Here is a 26,204-nt window from a genome sequence, read left to right as displayed (position 1 = left end):
GAAATTATGACATTAGGAACTATCCTATACATTTTCCTTTTCTTTGTGAGTGTTTTCATTTCCATTATGTACTTGGAATTTGGTGCGATGGCACTGATGGGGCTGATGGTGACGATACCGGTCTGCATGTTTCTTTTTCTGCTTGTTTTGCGAAAGAGAGTCAGCGTGTCAGTCGATTCAAAAAATCCCCTGGCAGAAAAAGATGCCATTGATAAGCCGGCGAGAGCAGCCATTACGCTGTCGGTAGAAAACAAAAGCCATCTGCTTCCGGTGACGAAAGGAATTGCCAAGGTTCGTTATGAAAATCCGTTTTCCGGCGATAAAGGGAAGATGAAAATTCGTTTTTCCGTGGATACCGGGAAAAAGAGAGACCGTAGAATCCCGGTTGTTATGGACAACTGTGGAAATGTTTCCATCACGGTAGAGAAGGTACGAATCTATGATTATTTGAATATATTTGCGTGGACAATCGGGAAACATTTTGAGACGCAGGATGTTCTCGTCCTGCCGCCGACGAAAGAGATGTATCTTGGAAAAGACAAGTGGTACAACGAGACGAGTGCGGACAGTGACCGTTTTTCCACTTATAAAAAGGGAGATGATCCCTCTGAAATTTTTGACATCCGTGAGTATGCAGACGGAGATAAGATTCAGAGAATTCACTGGAAGTTAAGTAGTAAAACCGGTGATTTGATGGTGAAAGAGGGAAGCCTTCCTCTGATGAAAGAAATTCATATTTTTATTGATTTATGCGCGACCGGTACAAAGCAGGAAAGAAATGATAAAATCAACCGGTTGATTCAGGGTGTGTATTCCATTGCGATGTTTATGATTGAAAGTGGAATCCCACAGGCATATATTTGGTACGACAAGGTAAATGGTGTGATTCAGGAATATTCGGTAGAGCAGGAGGAAGAACTGTACTGGATGTTTCAGGAATTATTCCGCAGTAAAACAACGACCGAGGAGAGTGAGCTGATGGAGGCTTACGTCGACTGGGGCAAAGGCAGACTTTTAGAATCGGCACTGTATCTGACAGTGGCTGACCATGAATCCTTGGATTCCGGGAATTTGGTGCGCGACCGATTGGAAGTAATGGACTTACGAGGTGACGTAATTGAGGATCAGGAATAATAAACTGATTAATTTCATATTGGAATTCAGCCAGATTATGCTCGTATTTCTTGGTGTATATTCTGCGCTGATGTGTACGGCGTCGAGTCTGGATATGATTTATGACGGTAAATTGTGTTTACTCTTACTGTTTGCCGCCTCGATTGTATTTTATGGACTATTTACAGTGCTAGAGACATTCCGCAAGGGAAAACTTTACGGCTTAATCGGCATTACGATGTTCTTTTTGGCATTAGTGATTCGATTTAAGGGCGCACTGTTAAAGGGAATTGTGAGTGCGGCAAATAGTTTTTTGAAAGAATTTATGAACTATACCGGCACGAATGTATCTTTGTTGTCCTATGCGGATACGGAGAGTGCAAGCGCAAAATTCTGTACGACGCTTTTGTTGATTTTGATTGGTGTGTATTTTGTAGCACTGATTAGTGCATTTTTCTACCGCAGAAGACGTTCTGTGGTCTTTTTGGCAGGTACGATACCGTTTGTTGTTCTGCCGCTTGTGGCGGGAAGAATCGGACGTTATTTATATTTTTTCACCTATTTGGTTGTGGCGGTAACGATTATCGGAACGAGACATTTGCGAACCGATGCCACAGACCGAAGGATGCGCCAGAAACTGGCATTGATTTTGATGACAACCTGTTTGGTTTGCGGTGGCATTTTTTATTTATTTATTCCGCCTTCGAGATACGACAGGAATGTGGATAAGTTGTCTCAGGCAAAGAACAGTCTGGTGGCACTTTCGACATGGGACGGTGAGGATATAATGACCTGGCTGAAAGCATACTTTAACGGGGATGCGATTTCCTATGGTAAAATCGGAAAGAAAAGCGAAGTCAGTTATACCGGTGAAACAATGCTGAAAATATCCGGAGACATCAATTCCGACCATGGACTTTATCTCAAAGGCTATGTCGGTGATGTCTATGAGAATAACAAGTGGTCATCCATTCGCTCGGATGAAAACTTTAAAAAAGACTGGAAGGCGCTCGATGCGACCGGCGTCACAACAGAAAACTGGCATACGCAGTTAAGAAATGAACTGGGTGACGAGGAGCGGAGTGGCGAAGAAGAGGTTTGGAAGACCGGAACATTAAGGATTCGCAATCTTGCGTTTGGATATGGCAACTTTTTGGTGCCATGCCTTCCGGCCGGGGCATATAAGAGCCTTACAAACGGACGCTCAACGGTGGATAAACCGGGAATTGATTACTCGGTAGAATATTATTTGCACTATCCTGCAATTTTGCGCACGGATGTTTTACTTGGTGAATCCCGTATGGCAACAGCCGACTTTTGGAGTTCAAATGAGGTTGAGCGGAGGAATTTAAGTGATTTTGCAAAAAAATATTATTTGCAGATTCCGGATTCCATGAAATCGGTTTGTGAAGATTTTAAAAAAGATTGCAAATCTGCCGGTTTGACGAAGACGTCTGACATTATTCTTGAAGCAAAGAGTTATATTACAAAAGATACGACGTATTCCTTATCGCCGGGCAAAACTCCTTCCGGTAAGGAATCCATTGAATACTTTTTAAAGGAAAATAAAAAAGGATATTGTACCTATTATGCGACGGCAGCCGTTATGCTGTTGCGCAGCATGGGAATCCCGGCACGTTACGTCGAGGGTATGTATGTCAGTAAAGATGAACTGGCAGCTGTCAAAAAAGGTAAAGAATTTGAAGTGCCGGATGAAGACGCTCATGCATGGGTTGAAGTCTTTGATGAAAAATATGGATTTGTAACCGTTGAAGTGACGCCGGGCAAAGGTGAGGATGATATGGCAGGAAGTGATTCTTCCAATGAAAACACCAATCCGAACCAGACTTCGAACGGAGCACAGACAGATTCCGAAAATCCATCACAGGAAGACGCTCCGAATGTTGCAACACCGACCCCTTCGGTGACACAGGAACCGGAAGAGAGCATGGTATTTGATGATATCAAGCAAAACGACAAAAAATCCGGTGACAGTGGAAATGCAAACGGCACATCCAAAGGACGGATATGGTTTGTGATTTTAGATATTGTGATTGTGTTACTGCTCATTGCTGCGGCAATGGAAGCACAGCGGAGGATACGAGCTTACATGTTTAGAAAGAATATGAAGCAGAAGAAAGCAAAAAGGCGGATTCGTATGGTATATCTGCATTTGCTCCCGGTATTCCACCGCTACAAGCTTGCTTACCGCGGACAGTCGATGGCGCAGTTTAGCAGGGAAATCAGCAGGGAGATGGAACTTCCTTTTGAGGATGTGCTTGAATTTGTGACTTTGATTTTCCACGCAAGATTTGGTCCGGACACGATTACGGAAGACCAATTAAGAGAGTTCAAACGGGTTTATCACGAAATCCGCGCGAAAGCGTATCGTGATGCAAAGCCGATGCGAAAACTATATTATATGTATATCATGGTATTATAAGGAGGACAAGAACATGCTGAAAAAAACGTATGATAAAGTGTGTGAATTATTTGAGGAGGGAAATGGTTATCTGCCGACACGTACATTGCTTAACAACAAAATTACGACGATTCAGATTCGTACGATGCTGCAGGAAGGCAAGATTGAAAAAGTGTCTCACGGTAATTACTGGAACTTAATGAGTGGCAGAAAAAAACCAAAACATTACAAAATGTTAGAAGCCTGTATGACAAACAAAAAGGCAGTTATCTGCTCCTTGAGCGCATGCTATTATCACGGACTGATTAAGGAAGAGCCGGAAGCTTTGTATGTGGCAACAGCTCGTACCGACCGCGGAAATATGAAGTTAAACTTTCCGGTATCCCGTCACTATTTCTCTGTTACAACATTTGAAGATGATGTTTTGAATGTCAAAACAGGTGGCGGAAATATCCGCATTTACGATGTAGACCGCAGTGTATGTGATTGCATTCGTCTGGAGAAAGAAATCGGAAAAGAAACCGTACAGCTTGTGGTTGAAAACTATAAGAAGAGCAATAAAAAAAGAATGAATCACCTTTTACAGTATGCGGACCAGATGCGTTATGGCAAAATTGTCCGCGAATACCTCGGAACGGATGAGTGATGTAGATGGAAAAAGACGAAAAGAAAAAAGGTGCGATGCTTGACGAGGCTTTTCTGCAGAACTTAATGCAGAATGAGCAGGTTGAGCAGATTTTAGAAGAAGGCGAGGCGTTTCAGACATTGATGGCGTACTATCGGTGTGCCATTATGGAAGTAGAGACCAAATTTAAAGTGCTCAATACTGAATTTAGTCTCCGCTATGACAGAAACCCGATTGAGACGATAAAAACAAGACTCAAATCGCCGGAGAGCATCATTGAAAAACTTCACCGCAAAAAGATTCCGTTTTCTGCGGAAATGATTGAACAAAAATTGCATGATATAGCCGGAGTGCGCGTTATCTGTGCATTTCCGGAAGATATTTATGAGATTAGTGAATGTTTTTTGGCTCAGGATGATATTCGTTTGATTGAGAAAAAGGATTACATCAAAAACCCAAAACCAAACGGGTATAGGAGCCTTCATTTGATTGTGGAAATTCCTATCTTTTTGCATAACGAAAAACGAATGATGAAAGCGGAAGTACAGTTCCGTACAATTGCCATGGATTTCTGGGCAAGTTTAGAACACCGTATTTATTATAAAAAAGGACAGAATAACGAGACGCTGCGCAATGAGTTAAGGCAATGCGCGGAAGTGAGTGCCGCATTGGATTTACGTATGCAGAGTATCCGAAAGGAACTCGATGTGGACGATTGATCTCAAAAAATGCATAATTTCCTCTGTTTTCCACATACTACCCATACAGTATAAATATGGAAAAGCATGTAGAAAACAGGAGGAAAATTTTTTATGAAGGCAACAGGAATTGTACGAAGAATCGATGATTTAGGACGTGTGGTCGTGCCGAAAGAAATCCGGAGAACACTTAGAATTCGCGAGGGTGAACCGCTTGAAATATTTACAAACCGCGAAGGAGGCATTGTATTAAAGAAGTATTCACCCATAGGAGAACTTGCCGCATTTGCCAAAGAATATGTGGAGGCGGTTGCGCAAGTGGCGAAATGCACCGTGTGTGTGACAGACAGAGACCGGATTGTGGCGGTGGCAGGACCGGGAAAAAAGGACTATGCCGGAAAATCCATTCACCGTGAATTGTTGGAAGCAATTGAGGACAGACGGACGATTCTGGCAACGGATGCCGAACCGGACTTTAGCCAGGTAACAGAGGACGAGACAGAAGTATTTTCCGAAGCAGCGGCAACGATTTTAGCAGAAGGTGACGCTATCGGAATGGTACTTTTACTGTCTCGTGACACAGAACGCATATTTGGCGACTTTGAGCAAAAAATGGCGATTTGCGGGGCAAACTTTTTAGGACGGCAGATGGAACCCTGATAGGCAAAATTTTAAGGTGATAACGCAGAAAAACCTTGACAATTACTACCAAAAAGGTTATATATAGATGTATAGGTTGTACAAATCTAGCAAATAATTTATTGAGGAGGATATAATCCATGAATAAGACTGAATTAGTAGCAGCTATGGCTGAGAAAGCAGAATTGTCTAAGAAAGACGCTGAGAGTGCATTGAAAGCATTCGTAGATGTTGTTACAGATGAATTGAAAAAAGGTGAAAAAGTACAGTTGGTTGGTTTCGGTTCTTTCGAAGTTGCTGAGAGAGCAGCAAGAGAAGGTATCAACCCATTGACAAAACAGCCGATGAGCATTCCTGCTTCTAAAGCTCCTAAATTCAAAGCCGGCAGAGGTTTGAAGGACGCTGTGAACGCATAATCTTGCGATTGTTATTATGGATTTTTGGAGCACTTTGCTATCGCATATAGCAGAGTGCTCTTTGTTATGCTTTGCCTAATGACGGATGAAACCGTGTGAGGCAGGACTTGACAGAAGAAGGGAGATTTTTTTATGAGACTGGATAAGTACTTAAAGGTATCCCGCCTGATTAAGCGCCGTACGGTGGCGAATGAGGCGTGCGACGCCGGACGAATTTTAGTGAATGATAAGGTGGCAAAAGCATCTTTAAATGTTAAGCCCGGTGACATCATCGAGATTCAGTTCGGAAACCGGAATACAAAAGTAGAAGTATTGAGCATAAACGAAACATACAAAAAGGATGAAGCCAAAGAACTTTACCGATACGTGTAATAAAACCCCCTGTGACAGCATATAGTGAGATAGATATGATGCCAGGGGGCTTTTATTATGTTGCAGGAATCTTCCCGGCCGGTGACGGCACATAAATTGGAGATGCAGAATCGTAACCACGTGGATTTGACCGGAATTACGGAAGTGGTTTCTTTTGACAATAAAGAAATTGAACTTGAGACCGTAGAAGGTGCTGTGCGCTTTGCGGGTGAGGATTTGCATGTAAAGCGTCTTACACTCGAAAAGGGCGAGGTGGAATTGGAAGGAAGGATTTGTGAGATTATCTATCATGAGTCGAGAAAGGAGAAGACGGCAGGGGGTGTTCTTAGCCGTTTGTTTGGCTGATGGAAATGATACAGGGGCAGCTTATGTATGTTGCCGCCTCCTTTGTGGAGGGTGTTTTCTTAATGTTTTTGTATGACTTTATACGAGCGTTCCGCATGAAAGTGAAACATGGCAGAGTGTGGATTCTGATTGAAGACTGGCTGTTCTGGTTATTGGCAGCTTTCTTTGTATTCCCCATGATTTTTACGCTCAATCACGGTTTGATCCGCAGTTTTTTTGTAATTGCTTTGACTTTGGGTGTTTTTTTATACCGAACCTTGGTAAAAACGCATGTACAAAGAGTAATTTATGAATTTTTTAGACTTATTTTTCGACCATATGTTTGGATTTTTAAAAAAATAAAAGGAATACAGAAAAAACACTTGAAATCGTGAAAGTCAGCGTCTATAATGGATTTATTAGTACTACAAGTATAGAAAATACAATTGTAGAATAATGTCGAGGGGATGGAGCCGTGAGAAGAAGAAAAAGAAGAAACCGCACCGGGATTTATCTGGTTATGCTGGTGGCAGCCTTGTTTGTTGGCACATTAGCGGTTCATGGTTATTCACTGCGTGCAAACTGTCAGAAACTTGCGACAGAGCAGCAGAACTTAAAAGATAAGAAAAAGAGTTTGAAAAAAGAACAGGAACAGATTAAAGAACAAAAAGAGTATCGTAAAACAGACCAGTATGTGGAAGATGTAGCGCGTGAAAAATTTGGACTGGTATATGATAATGAAATTGTGTTTAAGGCAGAATAAGAACGAAGACCATTGCTTAGGCAGTGGTCTTTTTTTGTCGAAAATTTCTTGAAAATACCCTTCCGATTTTGACATTTTTCTCTGTATGCTCTCTTTATACTGAGAGTGTTTAGAGAAAGACAAGGGGGCACGGATTTTGAAAGACAAGAAACAAAAAATATCTTTTGACAAACGATATTTGTTATTGTTAGTGGCAGGATTTTTGACCGGGCGCGTGTGGCTGTATGGAATTAATCCTTTTGGTGTGGCATTGTTTGCTGCGGTGGCAGCGGAGCGAAAGGGCAGGAAACTTTTGGCTCTTTTTGTTTTGGCAGGCATGTTTAGCAGCACAGAAGGACTTTCGCTTATTAAGTATCTCACGCTCTTTCTGCTTGTTCTGTCACTCGAAAAAATACAGGAAAAGTGGACAAGCCATACCGGACAGGCGGTGTATTTAGCACTTCTTACAGGCGGTTTAAATATGGCGGCAGGTATTTTAAACAGTATTCTTGCCGTAAATACATGGGAAGTATTCTGGCTCAGTATCCTTGAGAGTGTCATGGTATTTGCGCTTGCCAATGTGTATCAATGGGGTGTGCATTTTATTTTGTATGAAGAGTGGAATCAATTATTTAACAATGAGGAATTGATTAGCCTTCTTATCCTTGCGGTGACAGCACTGTATGGGCTGCCGAGGCAGGCGGATATGATTTTTTCCATTTCCGGAACACTTTCGTATTTCATGATTTTGTTTATGGGATACCGGTATGGGGCGTCGACCGGCGCCATTGCTGGGGCGGCGGGAGGAATTTTACTGGCACTTACCGGGGAAAATATGGTGGTTGTCGGCATATGCTGTCTGCTCGGTGTGTGCGCGGGGACGCTGCGTAAAATGGGACGTTTTGTAAGTGGCGGGCTGTATCTTCTTGTCGGTGTGCTGCTTGCTGTGTATTCATTAAAGGACTTGTATGGCATTATTGAACTGCGGGCAATGCTGTCGGCGGTTATTTTGTTCTTTGCCATTCCAAGGCGGGTCATTCACTGCGTGGAAGAAGACATACCCGAACGGGAAGAGGATTCTTTTGCCAAAGAGGATGTACGCGCACTTGCCAACCATCAGCTGGAAGACTTTTCAGATGCCTTTCGCCGGCTGTCCAAGAGTTTTGAAAATGAGATGGAAGAAAAAGGGTTGTCGGAAGAACGGCTAGAGGATATTTTTGCACAGTTATCTCGTGATACGTGCAACGAATGTATCAATTGCAAATATTGCTGGAACCGCCATTATGAGGAGACCAATGAAAGTCTGCGACAGATTTTGTGGCAGGTGGGGCAGGACGGAAGTGTAACGATGTCACAGATTAGTCCGGATTTTCAAAGACGCTGTATGCATCTAGATGAGTATGTGCATCAGGTCGAGGAGAGGATTGCCGGGGAAAATGTGAGACTTGGCTGGCATAACCGGATGTCAGAAAACCGCCGCGTGATGGCAGAGCAGATGAAAGAAATTGCAGTGGCGTTAAAATCGTTTACCATCAATTTGGGCGAGACAGAGGAACTTCCCAAAGAGCGAAAACGAAGAATTTTAGAAGAATTAAAAAAAGAGGGTATCAAGGTAGCACGTTTATCGGTGAAAAAAAGGGGCGGATATCTGGAAGTAATGTTTACCGGTGCCTGCCATGGCAATCATTGTTTGACAAAGACCGATGTTGCTCAGGCGCTGTACCGTGCGACAGGCATTATGATGTGTCCGGCAAGAGAGACAAGAAATGTGCTTTCTTCCACAACGGATACGATGTTTTTCAGACAGGACACGGTATATAAGGCGCTTACGGGGCTTGCCAGAGTTGCCAAAAGCGGTGAGAGTGTGTCTGGTGACAATTATTCGTTTTTGGAACTTTCGGGAACCGGTGAGCTTCTCATGGTTTTAACGGACGGCATGGGAAGTGGTGAAATGGCGGACCGCGACAGCAGCAATCTGATTGAGGCACTGGAATATCTGATGGAGGCGGGGTTTGAAAAAAAATCGGCACTCAGGCTTTTGAATACGCTGTTTGTTGCAAATTATGAGGGAAAATCATTTGCAACACTTGATATGGCGGCGATTAACCTTCATACCGGCATTTGTGAAATTATGAAAAATGGAGCGGCAACTACTTTTGTAAAGCGGGAAGGCGGAGTGGAGATGATTGCTTCCAGTGCGCTTCCGGTCGGTGTGGATTTGCAGGCGGAGCCGGATGTTGCCGTCGTACAATTGCAGGAAGGCGATATGGTTATTATGGTTTCGGACGGCGTGCTTGACAGTTTTTATGAGAGAAATATAGAGAGCGACAGTCAGGAGGAGATGGCGACACTCATTGACAGGCTTTACTGCAAAAATGCGAATGACATGGCAAACCAGATTTTGATGAACACACTGGCACACAGTACAAAAGAGGCGTCTGACGACATGAGCGTTTTGGTGGCCGGAATTTGGAATAAAGTTTGACGAAAAAAACGAAAACCGTTACAATAAATGCGGAGGATGAAGCCGTGAGAGAAGAAATGATTCGATATAGCGAAACGCACCACTTGTTTTCACCGGGCGACAAGATTATTGTGGGGGTGTCGGGTGGCGCTGATTCGGTATGCCTTTTGTATTTATTAAATAGTTTACGGAAAGAAATGAATTTGTCTCTATTCGTTCTGCATGTCAAACATGGCATCCGGGGAGACGATGCCGACCGGGACGCACAATTTGTGAGAGAGCTTTCAGACAAGTGGGAACTTCCGTGTTTTGAGGTTTTCGAAGATGTACCGGCGTATGCAAAAAAGTGGGGGATGAGTGAGGAGGAGGCTGGACGTGCATGCCGCTATGAGCAGTTTGAAAAATTGCGCAGGGAAAAAAATGCGGACTGTATTGCAGTGGCGCACCACAAAGAGGATCAGGCAGAGACATTTTTGTTTCGGCTGATACGTGGGAGTTCTGCCAGAGGCTTGGCGGCGATGTTGCCGAAAAGAGATTTTATTATACGACCGCTTCTGTTTGCCGAAAAGGGAGACATTCTTGCGTTTTTAGAGGAGAAAAAGATACCGTGGCGGGAGGATATTACGAATCAGGATACAGCGTATCAGAGAAACTGGATTCGGAAGGAGTTACTGCCACTGTTAAAAGAGAACTTAAATCCGGGTGCGGTAAGGCATATTGCGGATGCGGCGGATGACATTGGCAAGTGGCGTAAGTATATCCGCGAGCAGGCAGAGTGCGAGGCGGAACATGTAATTTTCCGTGAGGGAAAAGAAGTTCTGTTAAGGCGGGATGTGTGCCGGGGACTTCCGGAGGTTTTGCAAAAGGAGATTTTGTCGCTCTTTTTAGAGCAGGGAATCTCTGGCGTAAAAGATGTCACGAGAGCGCATTATGAGGCATTATATGAAAAAATTGCAGAGAAAGGAAACGGCACGTTTTCTCTGCCAGACGGCAATTTTGTCGTCTGTGATTATGAGCATTTCAGGCTTACGAAAAATAAGCAAAAAAAGCAGGAAAACGTTTGTGTGGAATGCGACATGGCATCCGGGAATATAGTGGAAATGGATGGTGTGTATTACCGCTTTCGTTTTGAGGTGGTGGCACGTGAAAAACTGGATTCAGAAATTCCACAAAAAGACTATACGAAATGGTTTGATTATGATAAGATAAATAGTAAACTGACGATTCGCAATCCGAGACCGGGAGATTTTTTTGTGCTTGATGACAAGGGGCATAAAAAGAAATTATCCCGCTACTATATGGACGAAAAGATTGCGAAAGAGCGTCGGGACAGGCAGCTTGTGCTGGCGGATGGCGCCCATGTGATATGGGCGATTCCAAATCGAATCAGTGCAGCCTGCAAAATAAATCAAAATACAAAATATGTTTTGGTTGTGACCAAAGAAAGGATACGTCATGAAAGAAGAAATCAACGTCTTGATTAAAGAAGATGAAATTGTAGCAAGAGTGAAGGAACTTGCTGAGCAGATTAACCGTGATTACGAAGGAAAAACACTTCATTTGATTTGCATTTTGAAAGGAAGTGTATTTTTTACCTGCGAACTGGCAAAATATATTACAGTGCCGGTTACGATTGATTTTATGAGTGTATCAAGTTATGGAAATGGTATGACCAGCAGCGGAAGTATTACGATTAGTCAGGATTTGATTATGAGTTTGGAAAACCGTGAAGTGCTGATTATTGAAGATATTGTGGACAGCGGACGCACACTTTCGTATCTTGCCCATATGTTAGAAAAACGTGGACCGAAAAGTTTGCGCATTTGTACGCTTTTAGATAAACCGGCATGTCGCGTAAAACCGGCATGTCGCGTATCAGAAGTGGATGTGGCGTATACCGGTTTTGAAATTGATGATTTATTTGTGGTTGGATTTGGACTTGATTATGCCCAGAAATACCGCAATTTGCCTTATATCGGAGAGCTGAAAATAAAGGAGGATTAATCCGATGAGAAAATGGAAAGGTTATGGCTTTTTTGTCGCGATGGCGGCAATAATTTTGATTGCCATGATTTCGAGCGATTTTATGTCCGGATGGACAGAGGAGAATTATACTTATACACAGTTTAAGGACGATTTGTCGAATCATAAAATACAGTCCGTTGTGGTGGGACAAAATGAGCAGGTTCCGACCGGTGAAATCCGTGTGACAATGAAAGACAGTAAAAAACATTCTTTCTATGCACCGGATGTGAATGTAGTTATTGAAAAATTAGACGATGCACATTTTACAAATGTAGTTGTCTCGGATGTTGAGACAACACCGTGGTATTTGGAGATTTTGCCATATGCAATAGGATTCGTCCTGATTTTTGTTTTGTTTACAATGATGACGAGCCAGGCGCAGGGCGGAGGCGGCGGAAATGCCAAAATGATGAATTTTGGAAAGAGCCGTGCGAGAATGACCGCACCGGATGAAAAATCAAAGACATTTGCAGATGTTGCCGGTCTGGTCGAGGAAAAAGAACAGTTAGAAGAAATTGTAGACTTTTTGGAGGCACCGCAGAAATATACGAATTTAGGTGCCAGAATCCCGAAAGGCGTGATTATGGTGGGCCCTCCGGGAACCGGTAAGACATTGCTTGCCAAAGCAGTTGCCGGTGAAGCGGGTGTTCCGTTCTTTAGTATTTCCGGTTCTGATTTTGTGGAAATGTTTGTCGGTGTCGGTGCTTCCCGTGTCCGTGACTTGTTTGCGGAAGCAAAGAAAAATGCACCGTGTATTGTTTTTATTGACGAGATTGATGCCGTGGCAAGAAGACGAGGAAGTGGTCTTGGCGGCGGACATGATGAGCGTGAGCAGACGTTAAATCAGATGCTTGTTGAAATGGACGGCTTTGGAATCAATGAGGGAATTATCGTGATGGCGGCAACCAACCGTGTAGATATTCTAGATCCGGCAATTCTCAGGCCGGGACGTTTTGACCGAAGAATCCACGTGGGTCTTCCGGATGTGAGAGGCCGTGAGGAAATTTTGAAAGTCCATGCGAAAAATAAACCGTTATCGGATGATGTAAATTTGGAAGAAATTGCACGTACAACGGCAGGATTTGCCGGTGCGGATTTGGAAAATCTTTTGAACGAGGCTGCCATTTGTGCCGCAAGAGAAAACCGCCCGTATTTGATGGACGAAGATATTCGCAAGTCCTTTATCAAAGTGGGAATTGGTGCAGAGAAAAAGAGCCGTATTATTTCTGAAAAGGATAAACGGGTTACGGCATATCACGAAGCCGGACACGCAATTTTGTTCCATGTTTTGCCGGATGTCGGACCGGTTTATACGGTTTCTGTAATTCCGACCGGACAGGGTGCCGGTGGTTATACGATGCCATTGCCGGAAAAAGATGAGATGTATCTGACCAAAGGTAAGATGTTGCAGGATATTGTTGTATGTCTTGGCGGGCGTATCGCAGAAAGTCTTGTCTTTGATGATGTGACAACGGGGGCTGTGCAGGATATCCGTCAGGCAACGGAGCGCGCTCGCGATATGGTTACAAAGTATGGTTTCTCGGATGAACTTGGTATGATTAACTACAGCACGTCAGATGATGAAGTCTTTATCGGCCGTGAGATTGGGCACGCAAAGAACTTCAGTGAAGGAACCGCTGCTGTGATTGACCAGGAAGTAAAACGAATTATCGAGAGCTGCCGTGAGAAGGCTACTAAGATTTTGAAAGAAAACCGCAAGGTTTTGGATAAATTGGCAGAGCTTCTGATTGAAAAAGAGAGAATCGGGCAGCAGGAGTTTGAAGCTCTCTTTGAGCAGAATGACGAGACAATCGAAGAAATGTAAAGATTCTTTGTGCAAATGTGCAAATGGGAGAAAAGTATTGGGCAAAACTAACAAAAGAATGGTGGAAAAAATGTAAACTTTGTGCACACTGTTTTTTGGTAACGTGTTATAGTAATACGCGTAAACCCCAATACATTATATAGTTTTTGCTACACCCCATAAGTAACAAAAATACCTTCTCCCAAAAGGACAGCATCGTAAGCTGTCCTTTTGACTTATCTAAAACAAGGATTCACGGCTTTTTAGCCGTGAATTTTTACAAATAGAAATAATTATGTTCGGAGGACAAAGCAATGGCTGACGGAACCCTTAATAAGAAAGCAATATTTAGTGATGGTACGGCTGATTTTGTTTCGCCATGTGAACCGCGTGTGTATGAGACCGTTACGATTCGGTGCCGCGTTGGGAAAGATGAGGCAGAATATGTGAAGGCAATGGTGGATGAAGTGCCTTATATTATGCATTTAGAAAAGTCAACGGAGTATTTTGATATTTATGCCGTATCATTTCTATTGGAAGATCATCCGATAAGTTATTACTTTAGGGTAGAAACGGCGAAAGAGACGTTGATTTGCAACCGTCAAGGAGTGGTTTCAGATGTCAATCCATATTTCAATTTCTGTCTGATTCCGGGATTTCATACACCGGACTGGGCAAAAGGTGCCGTGATGTACCAGATTTTTGTGGATCGTTTTTATAATGGGGATAAGACAAATGATGTTGTTGACGATGAATATACATATATTGATGAGCATGTGACGCAGGTGCGTGACTGGAATAAAATGCCGGCATCGATGGGCGTGCGTGAGTTTTATGGCGGCGATTTGCAGGGTGTCATGGATAAACTGGACTATTTGCAGGATCTTGGCGTGGAAGTTTTGTATTTGAATCCGATTTTTGTATCGCCTTCAAATCATAAATATGATACGCAGGACTATGATTATATTGATCCCCATTACGGCGTAATTGTCGAGGATGGCGGTGACGTGCTGGCGGCAGACGACAAGGAAAATGCACATGCTGAAAAATACATTAAGCGCGTTGTTAATATGAAAAATTTAGAGGCGAGTAATGCATTCTTTGCAAAATTTGTCGAAGAAGTACACCGTCGTGGCATGAAAGTGATTCTGGATGGTGTATTTAACCACTGCGGATCCTTTAACAAGTGGCTTGACCGCGAGAAGATTTACGATAAAGATGAGTCTTATGAAAAAGGTGCTTTTCTGCAGGAAGACAGTCCCTATCACGACTTCTTCTATTTTTACCCGGATGGAAGCTGGCCGGACAATACGCATTACGATTCGTGGTGGGGCAACGACACTCTGCCAAAACTAAATTATGAGGGATCGGAGCGCTTAGAACAATACATTCACGGAGTTGCGAGAAAATGGGTGGCTTCACCGTATTGCATTGATGGATGGCGTCTGGATGTGGCGGCTGATTTGGGACACACACCGGAGTACAATCACAAATTCTGGAAAGGATTCCGTGAGGCGGTCAAGAGAGAAAATCCGGAGGCAATTATTCTCGCGGAGCATTATGGAGACCCTTCTGCATGGTTAGATGGAACCCAGTGGGATACGGTGATGAACTATGATGCTTTTATGGAGCCAATCAGTTGGTTTTTGACCGGTATGGAGAAACACAGCGATGCGCGTCGCAGTGATTTGCGTGGGAATGCGGCGGCTTTCTTTGGCTCGATGACTGATTATGGGGCAAGATTTACGACGCCAAGTGCTTTGGTAGCGATGAATGAGCTGTCGAATCACGACCATTCCCGCTTTTTAACCCGTACGAATCATGTAGTTGGAAGAACCGCGTTTACCGGTCCTCAGGCAGCGAACTACGGCGTAAATCTGGCGGTTATGCGCCAGGCGGTACTGATGCAGATGACATGGGTCGGTGCTCCGACGATTTACTACGGTGATGAGGCTGGTGTGTGCGGCTGGACAGACCCGGATAACAGACGTTCTTATCCGTGGGGCAAAGAAGATCATGAGTTGATTCGTTTCCACAAGGAGATGATTCGAATTCATAAAGATTACGAAGTGTTTTCTACCGGAAGTTTGTTGTATCTTCATGCAGAGAATAATCTCATTGGATACGGAAGATTCAGTGAAAAGGAACAAGCTTTTGTTCTTGTTCAGGTGGAAGGCGAAGAACGCGAAGTGGAAGTAGATGTATGGCGTCTTGGTGTGGCGAATGGCAGCCGGATGGCGTGCATGATGTATACCTGTGAAGAAGGTTTTGACATGGCAGCGAGAATGTGCCGTGTTGAAAATGGAAAGGTAAAAGTTGAGATTGGTAAAAATGGAGCGGTGTTGTGGAAAACGCTCTCTATGTAGGGGGATTTGAAATGGAACAGAAAACAGCAATGAAAATATCGATGGTTAGTATTGTGGGCAATATTTTACTGTCACTGTTTAAGGCGTTGGCAGGAATTGTGGCGAATTCGGGTGCAATGATTAGTGATGCGATTCATTCAGCATCGGATGTGTTTAGTACAATTGTTGTGATTATTGGAATTCGGCTATCAGGAAAAGAGTCGGACAAAGAGCACCCATATGGACATGAACGCATGGAGTGCGTGGCGGCGATTCTTTTGGCAACGATTCTTGCAGCTACCGGTCTTTTTATCGGCTGGTCAGCGGTAGAAAAAATCACGGTACAGGATGATTCTGCACTTGCGGTTCCCGGTATACTTGCCCTTGTTGCGGCGGTTGTTTCGATTGCCGTAAAAGAGGCGATGTTCTGGTACACAAGAGCAGGGGCAAAAAAGATTGATTCCGGGGCACTTATGGCGGATGCATGGCACCACCGTTCAGATGCGCTGTCATCGATTGGCGCACTTGTCGGTATTGCGGGAGCGAGAATGGGTTATCCGATTTTGGATGCAATTGCGAGCCTTGTTATCTGTATTTTTATCGAAAAAGCGGCAATTGACATTTTCAAGGATGCGATAAATAAAATGGTAGATAAAGCGTGTGACGACGAGACGGAACACGAAATGTATGAGTGTGTTATGAAAAATGAAAGTGTTCGTGGTGTGGATTTGCTCAGGACGCGGACATTTGGTAATAAAATATATGTTGATATTGAAATCCGTGTGGATGGCAAACTGACTTTGTGGGAGGCACATGCGATTGCAGAATCCGTGCACGACTCGGTGGAAACAGAGTTTTCAAAGGTAAAACATATTATGGTTCATGTGAACCCGTGCTAGAATGACAAGAATCCGGTGAGCGGACTGGATGTGATTACTTACAGTGATGAAACGACAGACAAAACGGCGACAGTAAATGCGCTGGTTGAAAATAATACGGAAACTTTGGAAACGTCGTTCGACCAGATTGCTTTGTCTTCGAGAAAAATTATTATCACGGCAGGAAATGGTGTGCGCGTGTGCAAAGTGAAAGCGTATGTGGATGACATGACGAATCTGCAAAAACTATACGCACTTGCCAATTATATTAACAATACAACGCACTATCCGGGAGCCGGCTGCACCAAAAAGGATATTAACCCTACGTTCTATAATGACTTTTCCGTTGATGGCATTGGATTGTTTTACTATTTGTTCCCGATGCCGACATTAAACCGTGTGATGGATTTGCAGGGCGGAATAACCACATGTATCGGTGTGACAGTTGTGCAGAGAGCGGCAACGGAAGATTTGAAGCTGCCATATCTTTATGACTCATCGACCAAAACAGTTGCCGATGGAGAGGGCGTATGGCTTGCCGTTGGTTCAGCCAGCAGTAACCCAAGTGTCGGTTCCCATTATTCGGTTATTTACAAAGACGCAAACGAGCACAAATCTTTTGTCGGCTGTCAGGGCTTAATAGCGGACACAACCTGCGAGCAACATGGATGCCGGGCAAAAGTGATTCAGTAAAAAATTTTTTGATGGTATTTCACGAAAATAAGTTTAATTGTGAAATAATGCAAACTAGGTTTTTGGTAATTGGAGAGTGATAAGTTATTGGAACAACTCTTTTTGCTTGATTTTGCCTAAAAGGTTGTATTTTCACCTTATTATCCAGCTTTATTCGGACAAATCACATGATAAATGCAACGTTTTCCGTTAATTTGATGCGTTTAAGTTGTTTTCGGCTGCGACTTCTTAAAATTCATGCAACTCTTTTTGATTTTTTTGAAGAATAAGGTTGCATATGTGTCTTATCCCAATTTGAAGAATTACTTTGTATCAAGGGTTTGGTGTAAATTTCATCGGATTCCAGTAAATCATCAAGAAAAGATTTGTGGAGAGTGGGTACAAACACGTGGGTATCAGGCATGCGTATTTTGCATGCCGATACCCTTACGCGTTTGTTTAGCGAGAGCGGCGCAAGAGGTTCGGGGAACCTCTGATCTGCGCGGACCGGAGTGGAACGTAGAACCACGAACCACAAACTTTTCTTGATGATTTACGGAAACCAAAAAATCTCCACCGCCCCCTTGACACATCCCCAAATATCTGCTAATATAAATCACGTTGAAAACTTCATAGCAACAGATGCGGGTGTAGTTCAATGGTAGAACACTAGCCTTCCAAGCTAGATACGTGGGTTCGATTCCCATCACCCGCTTCTTTTTTTACATTTTGCGAGGATTCACTCGCTTTTTTTTATATAGGAGAAGTCAGGAGGCTGTAAAATATGGTTTTATTAGTTGGAATCAATGCAAAATACATCCACACGACGCTGGCGGTCCGCTCACTGCAGGCAAATGCAGGGAAGTACCGGAAGGATGTAGAAATTGCGGAGTACACAATCAATCACAGAAGAGAGGAAATTTTTCAGGACATTTACCGCAGGAAACCGGAGGCGGTTGGATTTTCTTGTTATCTTTGGAACATTGAATATGTGATGGGGTTAGCCGGAGATTTGAAAAAAGTGCTGCCAAATCTGTTTTTATTCTTTGGCGGACCGGAAGTAAGTTATCATCCGGAGGAAGTGCTTGCAAAATACGAATACGCAGACCTTGTTATGGTTGGCGAGGGCGAGCGGACCTTTCAGGAATTTATGGCATACTTGGTGGATGGTGACAGAGAAATTTCATCTATAGACGGGATAGTATACCGAGACATCGGCGGATTGCACCGTACTAAACCAAGGCAGGGATTAGATATGGATGATTTAGTGTATCCTTATGATGACATGGAAACACTGAAAAACCGCATTATTTACTATGAAAGCATGAGAGGATGTCCGTTTTCGTGCAGTTATTGTTTATCCTCCATTGAGAAATCTGTGCGGATAAAAAGCCCGGAAAAGACAGAGAGAGAGCTTGATTTCTTTCTTGAAAACAAGGTGCCGCAGGTGAAATTTGTGGACCGCACCTTTAACTGCAACCACGCGTATGCCTACCGCATATGGAAGTATATTGGTGAGCATGATAATGGTGTGACAAATTTTCATTTTGAAATCGGGGGCGATTTGCTGCATGAAGAAGATTTTCTGCTCTTTGATACATTCCGCCCGGGACTTGTGCAGTTCGAGATTGGCGTGCAGTCGACAAATCCGGATACCTTAAAGGCAATCAGACGTACCGCTGACTGGGATTTGCTGCAAAAAAATGTAGCAAGAATTCATGTGCGCGGAAACATCCACCAGCATCTTGATTTAATTGCGGGACTGCCGTATGAGGATTTCAATACTTTTAAGAAATCGTTCTGCGATGTATATGCGATGAAACCGGACCAGTTCCAATTAGGATTTTTGAAAGTCTTAGATGGTTCCTTTATGAATGAAAAGCGGAACGATTACGAGATTCAGGCGAGCAGCCTGCCGCCGTATGAAATCTTTTCGACCAAATGGCTTTCCTATGAGGATGTTCTTTCTTTAAAAGGCGTAGAAGAAATGGTAGAGGTGTATTACAACAGTTTCCAGTTTACTGCATCGATGATTTATTTGGAACGCCTTTTTAAGGACGCATACTGTCTGTATGAGGAGTTGGCGAAGGAGTACGAAGAAAAGCATTTGTTTGAGCGTAAAATCAACCGGAGAGAGCGATATGAAGTGCTGTATGCCTTTGGAAAGAAACATGTGCCGGAAACAGACGCCGGAAACTGGCAGGAGATCATTACCTACGACTGGTACCGCAGAGATTTTGCAAAAGAAAAACCGACTTTTGTAAAGCCGGATTCAGAAACGCAAAAACGAGAGATTCGCGCCTTCTTTGACAGGGAGTGCGAAACACACCGTTATCTGCCCGGTTATGAGGGATATGTAACCAGACAGTTATATCATATGGTTTATTTAGGAGAATATACGGTAGATATTCAGAGACTTTTAAAAGATGGTACCCTGCAGAAAAAGGAACCTTATTATATTCTCTTTGACTATAAAAACCGAAATCCGCTCAACTATGCAGCAGCCGAACGGATTTTAACAATGGATGAATTTACCGGTACGCCATGAGTTTCTGCTCCAATGCCTGAATCAGTGCCTCTTTATGTGGCAGGGAGCCATCCTCGACATTGCGGATGAGTGCACTGATTTTTTCCGGTTCTTCCAAATGCAGATATATGTCGGCAAGACTAGTGTAATCGGTCATTTTTTGTGAGCCGTAGTGGAAGGCAAGCAAAAACGTCTGCTCCGCCTCCGAATAAAGACCGGCTTCGGTGCAGGCACGTGCCAGATTGGTCAATGCGAGGAGAAAATGATTAAAATTTTCATCATATTCGCATAAAACCTTGAAATTTCCTACGCCATATGCTAATTTTAAATCTGTATTCGAATATTCGGATAAATCGAGCATAGGACTCTTGATTATTTTCCGAATATGGTCGATATAATATAGTACGGACTCATTTTCTGTGGTAAACACAGGAAGTTCCGATTCTTCCACATGGAGAATGGGAAGATGGGAAATATCTTTTTTTCTTGTCTGGTTAGCCATGCGCTCCCGTTCCCAGAATGCGTCCGAAGCTTCTTTATCTTTGTTTTGGCTTTTGCGCTGTTCATAGAACATCCAAAGCACAAAAATGACAAAACATATTAAGAAAACAGGTATAAAATTCATAATCATTAGTTCCTTTCAGAAAGGGGGATATATATGTTAAATCGTAAAAAACAGCGTCTTGTTGCAGGTATTATCTGCGGTATCATCATATTTGCCATGTTAATTGGATTATTAGCCGGCATGTGATGATTACAGTGTAATACAAGTAAAAAAAAATCGCAAGTATTGTTAAAATTTTAGGTGAGGAGAGACAACATGAATAAAGCAAGAAAAGGTCCTGCCTTTTTAGTTATTTTTTTGATGCTGCTATTGATTGCGGCGTATATTTATGCGGCTTATCAGACGGTAAAGCCGGCGCGAGGTCTCATTTGCAATGGTGTATTCGTGGAAACCGTGAATGTGGGCGGTATGTCGGAAGATGAGGCAAGAACGGCTGTTGCGCAGTACCGGGATGAATATTTGCAGCGCACCGTGGAGGTGGATGTGAATGGAAAGACGGTCTCGGCAACGCTTGAACAGTTAGGCTACAACTGTGAAGTTGGTGATGTGATTGCGAAAGCAATGCAGGTTGGCAAGGACGGGAATCCGTTTACCAATTATGCAAAAATCCGGGAGATTGCTACAACTCCACTTGTATATAAACTGAAATATGATGCAAAAGAGAAAAAAATCCGCACCTTTGTTAATAAGAAGTGCAAAAAGAAATGTGCGAAAGCAAAAAATGCCAAAGTAAAACGGGAAAACGGTACGTTTGTTTACACCGATGCAAAAGAGGGTTCTACCATCGATGTTGACAGTACGGCGGCCCAGATTAAGAAGGCAGTGGAACAGGCAAAAAGCGGCGATGCCATACGTGTCAAAGCAGATGTTACGATTCAGGAACCGACGGTGACGAAAGATTTGGCGTCACGCTGTAAAGACAAAATCGGTTCTTTTCAGACGAATTTTAATGCCGGAAATGTAAGCCGTTCGAAAAATCTTTCCAATGCGGCAAGATTGATTAACGACCATGTTATTTACCCGGGAGAAACATTTTCCGTGCATGATACGATTTCTCCATTGACCGAGGAAAATGGATATTATGCGGCACCATCCTACAGTAATGGTGAAGTGGTAGATTCCATTGGCGGCGGTGTATGTCAGGTGTCAACAACACTTTATAACGCGGTGTTAAAGGCTGAATTGGAAGTCGTTGAGAGAAGCCCTCATTCGATGGTAGTCAGCTATGTAAAACCATCGATGGATGCGGCGATTGCCGGTGACTACAAAGATTTTAAATTCCGTAACGACACGGAGGTGCCGATTTATATTGAAGGCGGTGTGTATTCGGGAACCATTTATTTTAATATTTACGGGGAAGAAACCCGAAGTGATGACAGAGAGGTAACATTTGAGTCCGAGACGACCCAGACGATGCAGCCGGGGGCTGATAAAATCACATATGATAAGACGAAACCTGCTTCCTATACGAAAGTGACACAGGAGGCGCATGTTGGGTACAAGGCGGTGCTTTGGAAGATTGTCAAGGAAAATGGTAAAACGAAAAAGACACAGATAAATTCCAGTACCTATCAGGCGGTGCCGCGCTATGTAACCAAAGGGGCAGCAGAGGGTACACCTGCGGCATCGGGCAAACCACAGACAACAAAGAAAGCAACGAAAGAGCCGAAGGCAACGGCAAAACCAAAGAGGACAGCGAAACCAAAGGCAACGGTAAAACCGCAGGAAACAGCGGTGCCGGCAGCCGCAGAACCGACCACGGAGGCACAGTAGGGCTTTTCTTGTGGGGATAGGAGAGAACAATGGAAATAGGAAAAGTACCAGAAAACGTATTAAAGCGTTCAGTATTCAAAAAATTGACGGTGAAAAGACCGGAAGTTTTAGTTCATGCCGGTGTCGGTGAGGACTGTGCGGTATTGGCACCAACGGAGAATGCGCTTGTATTGTCGACGGATCCGATTACGGCGTCAGCAAAAGAGATTGGCACAATTGCATTTCATATTACGGCAAATGACATTGCAAGTTCCGGTGCGGAATTGGTAGGTATTTTACTTACAATTATTATGCCACCAAATAGTGAAGAAGGCGAATTAAAGCAGATTATGGACGATGTGAGTCAATTAACCGCAGAATATGATGTGGAAATTTTAGGTGGACACACCGAGGTGTCGGCAGTTGTAAACCAGACACTTGTGTCGGTTACCGGCATTGGTCGAATTGCAAAGGATAAACTGGTTACGACCAAAGGATTAAAACCGGGACAGGATTTAGTTGTCACCAAATGGATTGGATTAGAGGGAACTTCCATTATTGCGACAGAATTTGAGAAGGAATTGAAAAAACGTCTGCCGGTTTCGATTGTGGATGAATCCAAAAAATTTGCTTCGCTTTTAAGCGTCGTAAAGGACAGTCGTGTTGCGATGCAGGTTGGTGTTTCAGCCATGCACGATGTGACGGAGGGCGGAATTTTTGGTGCCCTTTGGGAGATGGCAGAAGCATCCGGTGTGGGCCTGTGTGTCGATTTGAAGAAAATACCGATTCGTCAGGAGACAATTGAAATCTGTGAATTTTTTAATTTGAATCCGTATCAGTTGATTTCCAGCGGCTCGATGCTTATTGGCACCGACCACGGAAGCCAGCTTGTGGATGCTCTTGCGAAAGAAGGTATTCATGCGGCGGTCATTGGCAAGGCAGTAGAGGGAAATGACCGTGTTATTTTCAATGATGGTGAAAAACGTTTTTTAGAGCCGCCTAAGGCGGATGAATTATACCGCGCGTTTGATTGACCGCAGAATTGGAGGATATGATGCAGGAAGAAATGCAGGAAAAAATCTTACGAAACATTGCGAAAAACGGAAAACTTTCGACGGAAGATTTAGCAGCTATGTTAGCGGCATCTCCGGAAGAAATTGAAAAAGAAATGAATGCGATGGAAGAGCAGGGAATTATCTGCGGCTATCCGACTTTGATTAACTGGGACAAGACCGGCTGTGAGCATGTGACAGCGTTGATTGAAGTTACGGTTGCACCGGAGCGTGGCCGCGGATTTGATAAGGTCGCGGAGCGCATTTACCAGTTTGATGAGGTAGAAAGCCTGTATCTGATGAGTGGAAGCGGATTTGATTTGACCGTTATTATCGTTGGAAAAACAATGAAAGAGGTTGCGTGGTTTGTCGCGACGAAGCTGGCACCGATGGAATCGGTTATGAGTACGGCAACACATTTTGTTTTGAAAAAATATAAAGAACACGGACTTTCTCTCGTAGCAGAGGAACGAGGTGATGAAAGGCAGTTGATTACTCCATGAGAAACCCATTGTCTAAAATGGTAACGGAGATGGAACCATCCGGAATCCGCCGGTTTTTTGATGTGGCAAGCACGATGGATAATGTCATATCGCTTGGCGTAGGAGAGCCGGATTTTGATACACCGTGGCACATTCGCGAGGAGGGTATTTACTCGCTGGAAAAGGGGCGCACGTTTTATACATCCAATGCAGGGCTTTTGCCTCTGCGCAAAGAAGTATGCACTTATTTGAAACGCCGTTTTGCACTTTCATATGATTCGGATGAGGTGATTATTACGGTTGGCGGCAGTGAGGCAATTGATATTGCTTTCCGCACGATGCTTGATCCGGGAGACGAGGTTATCGTTCCGGAGCCTTGTTTTGTGTCTTATGTGCCATGTATTACGATGGCAGGGGGCGTGCCGGTAAGACTTGCATTAGAAGAAAAGGATGAATTTAAACTGACAAAACAAAAATTGTTGTCAGCGATAACGGATAAAACAAAGATGGTTGTTCTGCCATTTCCAAACAACCCGACCGGTGCGATTATGTCGCACGAGGAATTACAGATTGTTGCGGATGTAATTAAGGAACACGATTTGTTTGTCCTGTCCGATGAAATTTATTCGGAATTAAGCTATCAGGGCGACCATGTGTCGATTGCGGCAATTCCTGGGATGAAGGAAAGAAGTGTTGTAATTAACGGATTTTCGAAATCCTATGCGATGACCGGGTGGCGTCTTGGCTATGCGGTCGGACCAAAAGAAATTATAAAACAGATGATAAAGGTACATCAATATCTTATTATGAGTGCACCGACAACGAGTCAGTATGCAGCGATTGAAGCATTGCGAAATGGCGATGAAGATGTGGCGAAAATGCGTGAGAGTTACGATGAAAGACGCCGTTTTTTAGTGAAAGAACTGCGTGAAATGGGCATGCCGTGTTTTGAGCCGATGGGGGCATTTTATGTATTCCCAAACATCAGCCGTTTTGGTATGACGAGCGAGGAGTTTGCTAAAACACTTCTCGAAAAAGAACACGTTGCGGTAGTGCCGGGGTCTGCATTTGGCACATGCGGGGAAGGTTTTTTGCGAATTTCCTATGCATATTCCATTGAAGACTTAAAGAAGGCACTGGTTAAAATTCAGAATTTTATAGACACTATTTCGTAATTATGCTATTATTGAGATAAGATTGTGCAGAGGAGAGAGAATATGGCTACTTTAAATGCGGAACATATCAATCCTTTTTTGATGGCGGCGAAAAAGATATTGCAGGACATGTGCTTTGTCGATGTTGCAATACAAAAGCCGATACTGAAGGAAGCAAAATTTGACCATGATAACTGGGTCATTATTATCGGCGTAACCGGGGAAATGCGTGGACAGGTACTGATTGGAATGACAGAAGAAAATGCATGTGCGATTGCTTCTAAGATGTGTATGATGGAAGTAAAGACGATTGATGATTTCGCGTCCAGTGCAATTAGTGAGTTAGGAAACATGATTATGGGAAATGCGGCAACCGTATTCTCATCAAACGGTGTTGGAATTGATATTACACCGCCGACATTATCGCATGGTGAAGTGAGTTTTACGAATAACTTTGCTAAGACTTTGTGTGTGCCGATGGTATTTGCAGACGGCAGTGGAAGCATCGATTTGTTCCTTGCACTCAGACAGGAAGATTAATATGTTAAACATTGTATTATTGGAACCGGAAATCCCTGCGAATACCGGGAATATAGGAAGAACCTGCGTGGCAGCCGGTGCTAAACTTCATCTGATTGAGCCGATGGGCTTTCAGATTAATGAAAAGCAGGTCAAAAGAGCAGGACTTGATTACTGGGATAAATTGGATTACACAATTTATGACAGTTATCCGGATTTTTTAGAGAAAAATCCGGGCGCCAAAATTTACATGGCAACGACAAAAGCAAAGCATATTTACAGCGATGTTTCATTTGAAGAAGACTGCTATATTATGTTTGGCAAAGAAAGTGCCGGAATCCCGGAGGAGATTCTGGTGGAGAATGAGGAAACAACGATTCGGATTCCGATGTATGGCGAGATTCGCTCGCTCAATCTGGGTAATTCTGTTGCAATTGTTTTGTACGAAGCACTCAGGCAGCAGGGCTTTCCGGAACTCAATCCGATGGGGCATCTTCATCATTCTCATTGGCAAGATGGCACGGTATAGGAAACTGCAAAGGGAACTTTTTGAAAAAGTTCTCTTTTTTTGCAACTTTTTCAAATGTTGAATCGTTATGTAGGTAGAAAGGGGA

General features: G+C 43.5%; 24 protein-coding genes and 1 tRNA gene. 24 read left to right on the top strand and 1 reads right to left on the bottom strand.

Annotated elements, in window-relative coordinates; all coding sequences use genetic code 11:
* Window positions 1-6 precede the first annotated feature (6 nt).
* The 18 genes from DW005_RS05430 to DW005_RS05340 all read left to right on the top strand — a co-directional run bounded on the left by DW005_RS05430 (window position 7) and on the right by DW005_RS05340 (window position 20,087).
* Window positions 7-1,134 carry a DUF58 domain-containing protein gene (locus DW005_RS05430; protein WP_117478486.1) on the top strand — a complete coding sequence of 376 codons (1,128 nt, stop codon included), beginning with the start codon at window positions 7-9 and terminating at the stop codon, window positions 1,132-1,134.
* Window positions 1,118-3,556 (top strand): transglutaminase domain-containing protein, encoded by a 2,439-nt coding sequence (locus DW005_RS05425; RefSeq protein ID WP_117478485.1) that lies wholly within the window; start codon window positions 1,118-1,120, stop codon window positions 3,554-3,556. The genes DW005_RS05430 and DW005_RS05425 overlap by 17 nt, the downstream gene beginning before the upstream one ends.
* Before the next feature lie 13 nt (window positions 3,557-3,569).
* Entirely contained in the window at window positions 3,570-4,181 is a 612-nt protein-coding gene (locus DW005_RS05420; protein WP_117478484.1) for a type IV toxin-antitoxin system AbiEi family antitoxin domain-containing protein, read from the top strand.
* Between the two features lie 5 nt (window positions 4,182-4,186).
* Window positions 4,187-4,879, top strand: coding sequence for a GTP pyrophosphokinase family protein (locus DW005_RS05415; RefSeq protein ID WP_022376979.1), 693 nt, complete (start codon window positions 4,187-4,189; stop codon window positions 4,877-4,879).
* A 93-nt stretch (window positions 4,880-4,972) separates the two neighbouring features.
* Complete coding sequence (gene spoVT, locus DW005_RS05410; protein ID WP_117478483.1) at window positions 4,973-5,518, top strand: stage V sporulation protein T; 546 nt, start codon at window positions 4,973-4,975, stop codon at window positions 5,516-5,518.
* Window positions 5,519-5,637: 119 nt separating this feature from the next.
* Window positions 5,638-5,913, top strand: a complete 276-nt coding sequence (locus tag DW005_RS05405) for an HU family DNA-binding protein (protein WP_022376981.1) — start codon at window positions 5,638-5,640, stop codon at window positions 5,911-5,913.
* A gap of 132 nt (window positions 5,914-6,045) precedes the next feature.
* Entirely contained in the window at window positions 6,046-6,285 is a 240-nt protein-coding gene (locus DW005_RS05400) for an RNA-binding S4 domain-containing protein (protein WP_022376982.1), read from the top strand.
* A 57-nt stretch (window positions 6,286-6,342) separates the two neighbouring features.
* The gene (yabP, locus tag DW005_RS05395) at window positions 6,343-6,630 is read left to right on the top strand and encodes a sporulation protein YabP (protein WP_117478482.1); all 288 of its coding nucleotides are present in this window, start codon (window positions 6,343-6,345) and stop codon (window positions 6,628-6,630) included.
* A 454-nt stretch (window positions 6,631-7,084) separates the two neighbouring features.
* On the top strand, window positions 7,085-7,372 hold the full coding sequence (locus DW005_RS05385; RefSeq protein WP_022376985.1) for a septum formation initiator family protein: 288 nt from the start codon (window positions 7,085-7,087) through the stop codon (window positions 7,370-7,372).
* 136 nt (window positions 7,373-7,508) lie between these two features.
* Window positions 7,509-9,836 carry a serine/threonine-protein phosphatase gene (locus DW005_RS05380; protein WP_117478480.1) on the top strand — a complete coding sequence of 776 codons (2,328 nt, stop codon included), beginning with the start codon at window positions 7,509-7,511 and terminating at the stop codon, window positions 9,834-9,836.
* A 44-nt stretch (window positions 9,837-9,880) separates the two neighbouring features.
* Window positions 9,881-11,299, top strand: coding sequence for a tRNA lysidine(34) synthetase TilS (tilS, locus tag DW005_RS05375; RefSeq protein ID WP_147324417.1), 1,419 nt, complete (start codon window positions 9,881-9,883; stop codon window positions 11,297-11,299).
* Window positions 11,271-11,819 carry a hypoxanthine phosphoribosyltransferase gene (hpt, locus tag DW005_RS05370; protein ID WP_117478478.1) on the top strand — a complete coding sequence of 183 codons (549 nt, stop codon included), beginning with the start codon at window positions 11,271-11,273 and terminating at the stop codon, window positions 11,817-11,819. Before tilS ends, hpt begins: the two co-directional genes overlap by 29 nt.
* A gap of 4 nt (window positions 11,820-11,823) precedes the next feature.
* Window positions 11,824-13,665: an ATP-dependent zinc metalloprotease FtsH gene (ftsH, locus tag DW005_RS05365; protein WP_117478477.1), complete on the top strand. Its 1,842-nt coding sequence runs from the start codon at window positions 11,824-11,826 to the stop codon at window positions 13,663-13,665.
* Window positions 13,666-13,958: 293 nt separating this feature from the next.
* A complete protein-coding gene (locus DW005_RS05360) occupies window positions 13,959-16,010 on the top strand; it encodes a glycoside hydrolase family 13 protein (RefSeq protein ID WP_117478476.1) in 2,052 nt (683 codons plus the stop codon).
* A gap of 11 nt (window positions 16,011-16,021) precedes the next feature.
* The gene (locus DW005_RS05355; RefSeq protein WP_117478475.1) at window positions 16,022-16,888 is read left to right on the top strand and encodes a cation diffusion facilitator family transporter; all 867 of its coding nucleotides are present in this window, start codon (window positions 16,022-16,024) and stop codon (window positions 16,886-16,888) included.
* Between the two features lie 15 nt (window positions 16,889-16,903).
* Window positions 16,904-17,560, top strand: a complete 657-nt coding sequence (locus DW005_RS05350; RefSeq protein ID WP_117478474.1) for a hypothetical protein — start codon at window positions 16,904-16,906, stop codon at window positions 17,558-17,560.
* 623 nt (window positions 17,561-18,183) lie between these two features.
* Window positions 18,184-18,254: transfer RNA gene (locus DW005_RS05345), tRNA-Gly, on the top strand.
* A gap of 69 nt (window positions 18,255-18,323) precedes the next feature.
* On the top strand, window positions 18,324-20,087 hold the full coding sequence (locus tag DW005_RS05340) for a B12-binding domain-containing radical SAM protein (protein ID WP_117478473.1): 1,764 nt from the start codon (window positions 18,324-18,326) through the stop codon (window positions 20,085-20,087).
* Here the strand turns inward: DW005_RS05340 and DW005_RS05335 are convergent.
* A complete protein-coding gene (locus DW005_RS05335; protein ID WP_117478472.1) occupies window positions 20,071-20,691 on the bottom strand; it encodes a hypothetical protein in 621 nt (206 codons plus the stop codon). The genes DW005_RS05340 and DW005_RS05335 overlap by 17 nt on opposite strands.
* Before the next feature lie 195 nt (window positions 20,692-20,886).
* On the opposite strand from DW005_RS05335, the gene DW005_RS05330 reads away from it, so the two are divergent.
* The 6 genes from DW005_RS05330 to DW005_RS05305 are packed head-to-tail and all read left to right on the top strand — an operon-like array spanning window position 20,887 to window position 26,119.
* Entirely contained in the window at window positions 20,887-22,404 is a 1,518-nt protein-coding gene (locus tag DW005_RS05330; RefSeq protein ID WP_117478471.1) for a VanW family protein, read from the top strand.
* Window positions 22,405-22,433: 29 nt separating this feature from the next.
* Window positions 22,434-23,417, top strand: coding sequence for an AIR synthase family protein (locus tag DW005_RS05325; protein WP_117478470.1), 984 nt, complete (start codon window positions 22,434-22,436; stop codon window positions 23,415-23,417).
* A 32-nt stretch (window positions 23,418-23,449) separates the two neighbouring features.
* Complete coding sequence (locus tag DW005_RS05320) at window positions 23,450-23,938, top strand: Lrp/AsnC family transcriptional regulator (RefSeq protein WP_117478536.1); 489 nt, start codon at window positions 23,450-23,452, stop codon at window positions 23,936-23,938.
* Entirely contained in the window at window positions 23,935-25,092 is a 1,158-nt protein-coding gene (locus tag DW005_RS05315) for an aminotransferase class I/II-fold pyridoxal phosphate-dependent enzyme (RefSeq protein WP_117478469.1), read from the top strand. The genes DW005_RS05320 and DW005_RS05315 overlap by 4 nt, the downstream gene beginning before the upstream one ends.
* 42 nt (window positions 25,093-25,134) lie before the next feature.
* Window positions 25,135-25,611: a chemotaxis protein CheX gene (locus DW005_RS05310; protein WP_117478468.1), complete on the top strand. Its 477-nt coding sequence runs from the start codon at window positions 25,135-25,137 to the stop codon at window positions 25,609-25,611.
* A 1-nt stretch (window position 25,612) separates the two neighbouring features.
* Window positions 25,613-26,119 carry a tRNA (cytidine(34)-2'-O)-methyltransferase gene (locus DW005_RS05305; RefSeq protein WP_022377001.1) on the top strand — a complete coding sequence of 169 codons (507 nt, stop codon included), beginning with the start codon at window positions 25,613-25,615 and terminating at the stop codon, window positions 26,117-26,119.
* Window positions 26,120-26,204: the final 85 nt, after the last annotated feature.

It is taken from the genome of Clostridium sp. AF36-4 (assembly GCF_003435975.1).
In the GTDB taxonomy this organism is placed as follows: domain Bacteria; phylum Bacillota; class Clostridia; order Lachnospirales; family Lachnospiraceae; genus Eubacterium_F.
This window is presented reverse-complemented; position numbering and strand designations above follow the sequence as displayed.

Excerpts from the sequence above, each read along its gene's own strand:
- spoVT (WP_117478483.1), top strand. The coding sequence starts at position 4,973 with ATGAAGGCAACAGGAATTGTACGAAGAATCGATGATTTAGGACGTGTG.
- DW005_RS05360 (WP_117478476.1), top strand. The coding sequence starts at position 13,959 with ATGGCTGACGGAACCCTTAATAAGAAAGCAATATTTAGTGATGGTACG.
- DW005_RS05420 (WP_117478484.1), top strand. The coding sequence starts at position 3,570 with ATGCTGAAAAAAACGTATGATAAAGTGTGTGAATTATTTGAGGAGGGA.
- DW005_RS05340 (WP_117478473.1), top strand. The coding sequence starts at position 18,324 with ATGGTTTTATTAGTTGGAATCAATGCAAAATACATCCACACGACGCTG.
- DW005_RS05415 (WP_022376979.1), top strand. The coding sequence starts at position 4,187 with ATGGAAAAAGACGAAAAGAAAAAAGGTGCGATGCTTGACGAGGCTTTT.
- ftsH (WP_117478477.1), top strand. The coding sequence starts at position 11,824 with ATGAGAAAATGGAAAGGTTATGGCTTTTTTGTCGCGATGGCGGCAATA.
- DW005_RS05400 (WP_022376982.1), top strand. The coding sequence starts at position 6,046 with ATGAGACTGGATAAGTACTTAAAGGTATCCCGCCTGATTAAGCGCCGT.
- DW005_RS05325 (WP_117478470.1), top strand. The coding sequence starts at position 22,434 with ATGGAAATAGGAAAAGTACCAGAAAACGTATTAAAGCGTTCAGTATTC.
- DW005_RS05320 (WP_117478536.1), top strand. The coding sequence starts at position 23,450 with ATGCAGGAAAAAATCTTACGAAACATTGCGAAAAACGGAAAACTTTCG.
- DW005_RS05305 (WP_022377001.1), top strand. The coding sequence starts at position 25,613 with ATGTTAAACATTGTATTATTGGAACCGGAAATCCCTGCGAATACCGGG.
- DW005_RS05315 (WP_117478469.1), top strand. The coding sequence starts at position 23,935 with ATGAGAAACCCATTGTCTAAAATGGTAACGGAGATGGAACCATCCGGA.
- DW005_RS05430 (WP_117478486.1), top strand. The coding sequence starts at position 7 with ATGACATTAGGAACTATCCTATACATTTTCCTTTTCTTTGTGAGTGTT.
- DW005_RS05405 (WP_022376981.1), top strand. The coding sequence starts at position 5,638 with ATGAATAAGACTGAATTAGTAGCAGCTATGGCTGAGAAAGCAGAATTG.
- DW005_RS05355 (WP_117478475.1), top strand. The coding sequence starts at position 16,022 with ATGGAACAGAAAACAGCAATGAAAATATCGATGGTTAGTATTGTGGGC.
- DW005_RS05330 (WP_117478471.1), top strand. The coding sequence starts at position 20,887 with ATGAATAAAGCAAGAAAAGGTCCTGCCTTTTTAGTTATTTTTTTGATG.
- yabP (WP_117478482.1), top strand. The coding sequence starts at position 6,343 with ATGTTGCAGGAATCTTCCCGGCCGGTGACGGCACATAAATTGGAGATG.
- DW005_RS05310 (WP_117478468.1), top strand. The coding sequence starts at position 25,135 with ATGGCTACTTTAAATGCGGAACATATCAATCCTTTTTTGATGGCGGCG.
- hpt (WP_117478478.1), top strand. The coding sequence starts at position 11,271 with ATGAAAGAAGAAATCAACGTCTTGATTAAAGAAGATGAAATTGTAGCA.
- DW005_RS05335 (WP_117478472.1), bottom strand. The coding sequence starts at position 20,691 with ATGAATTTTATACCTGTTTTCTTAATATGTTTTGTCATTTTTGTGCTT.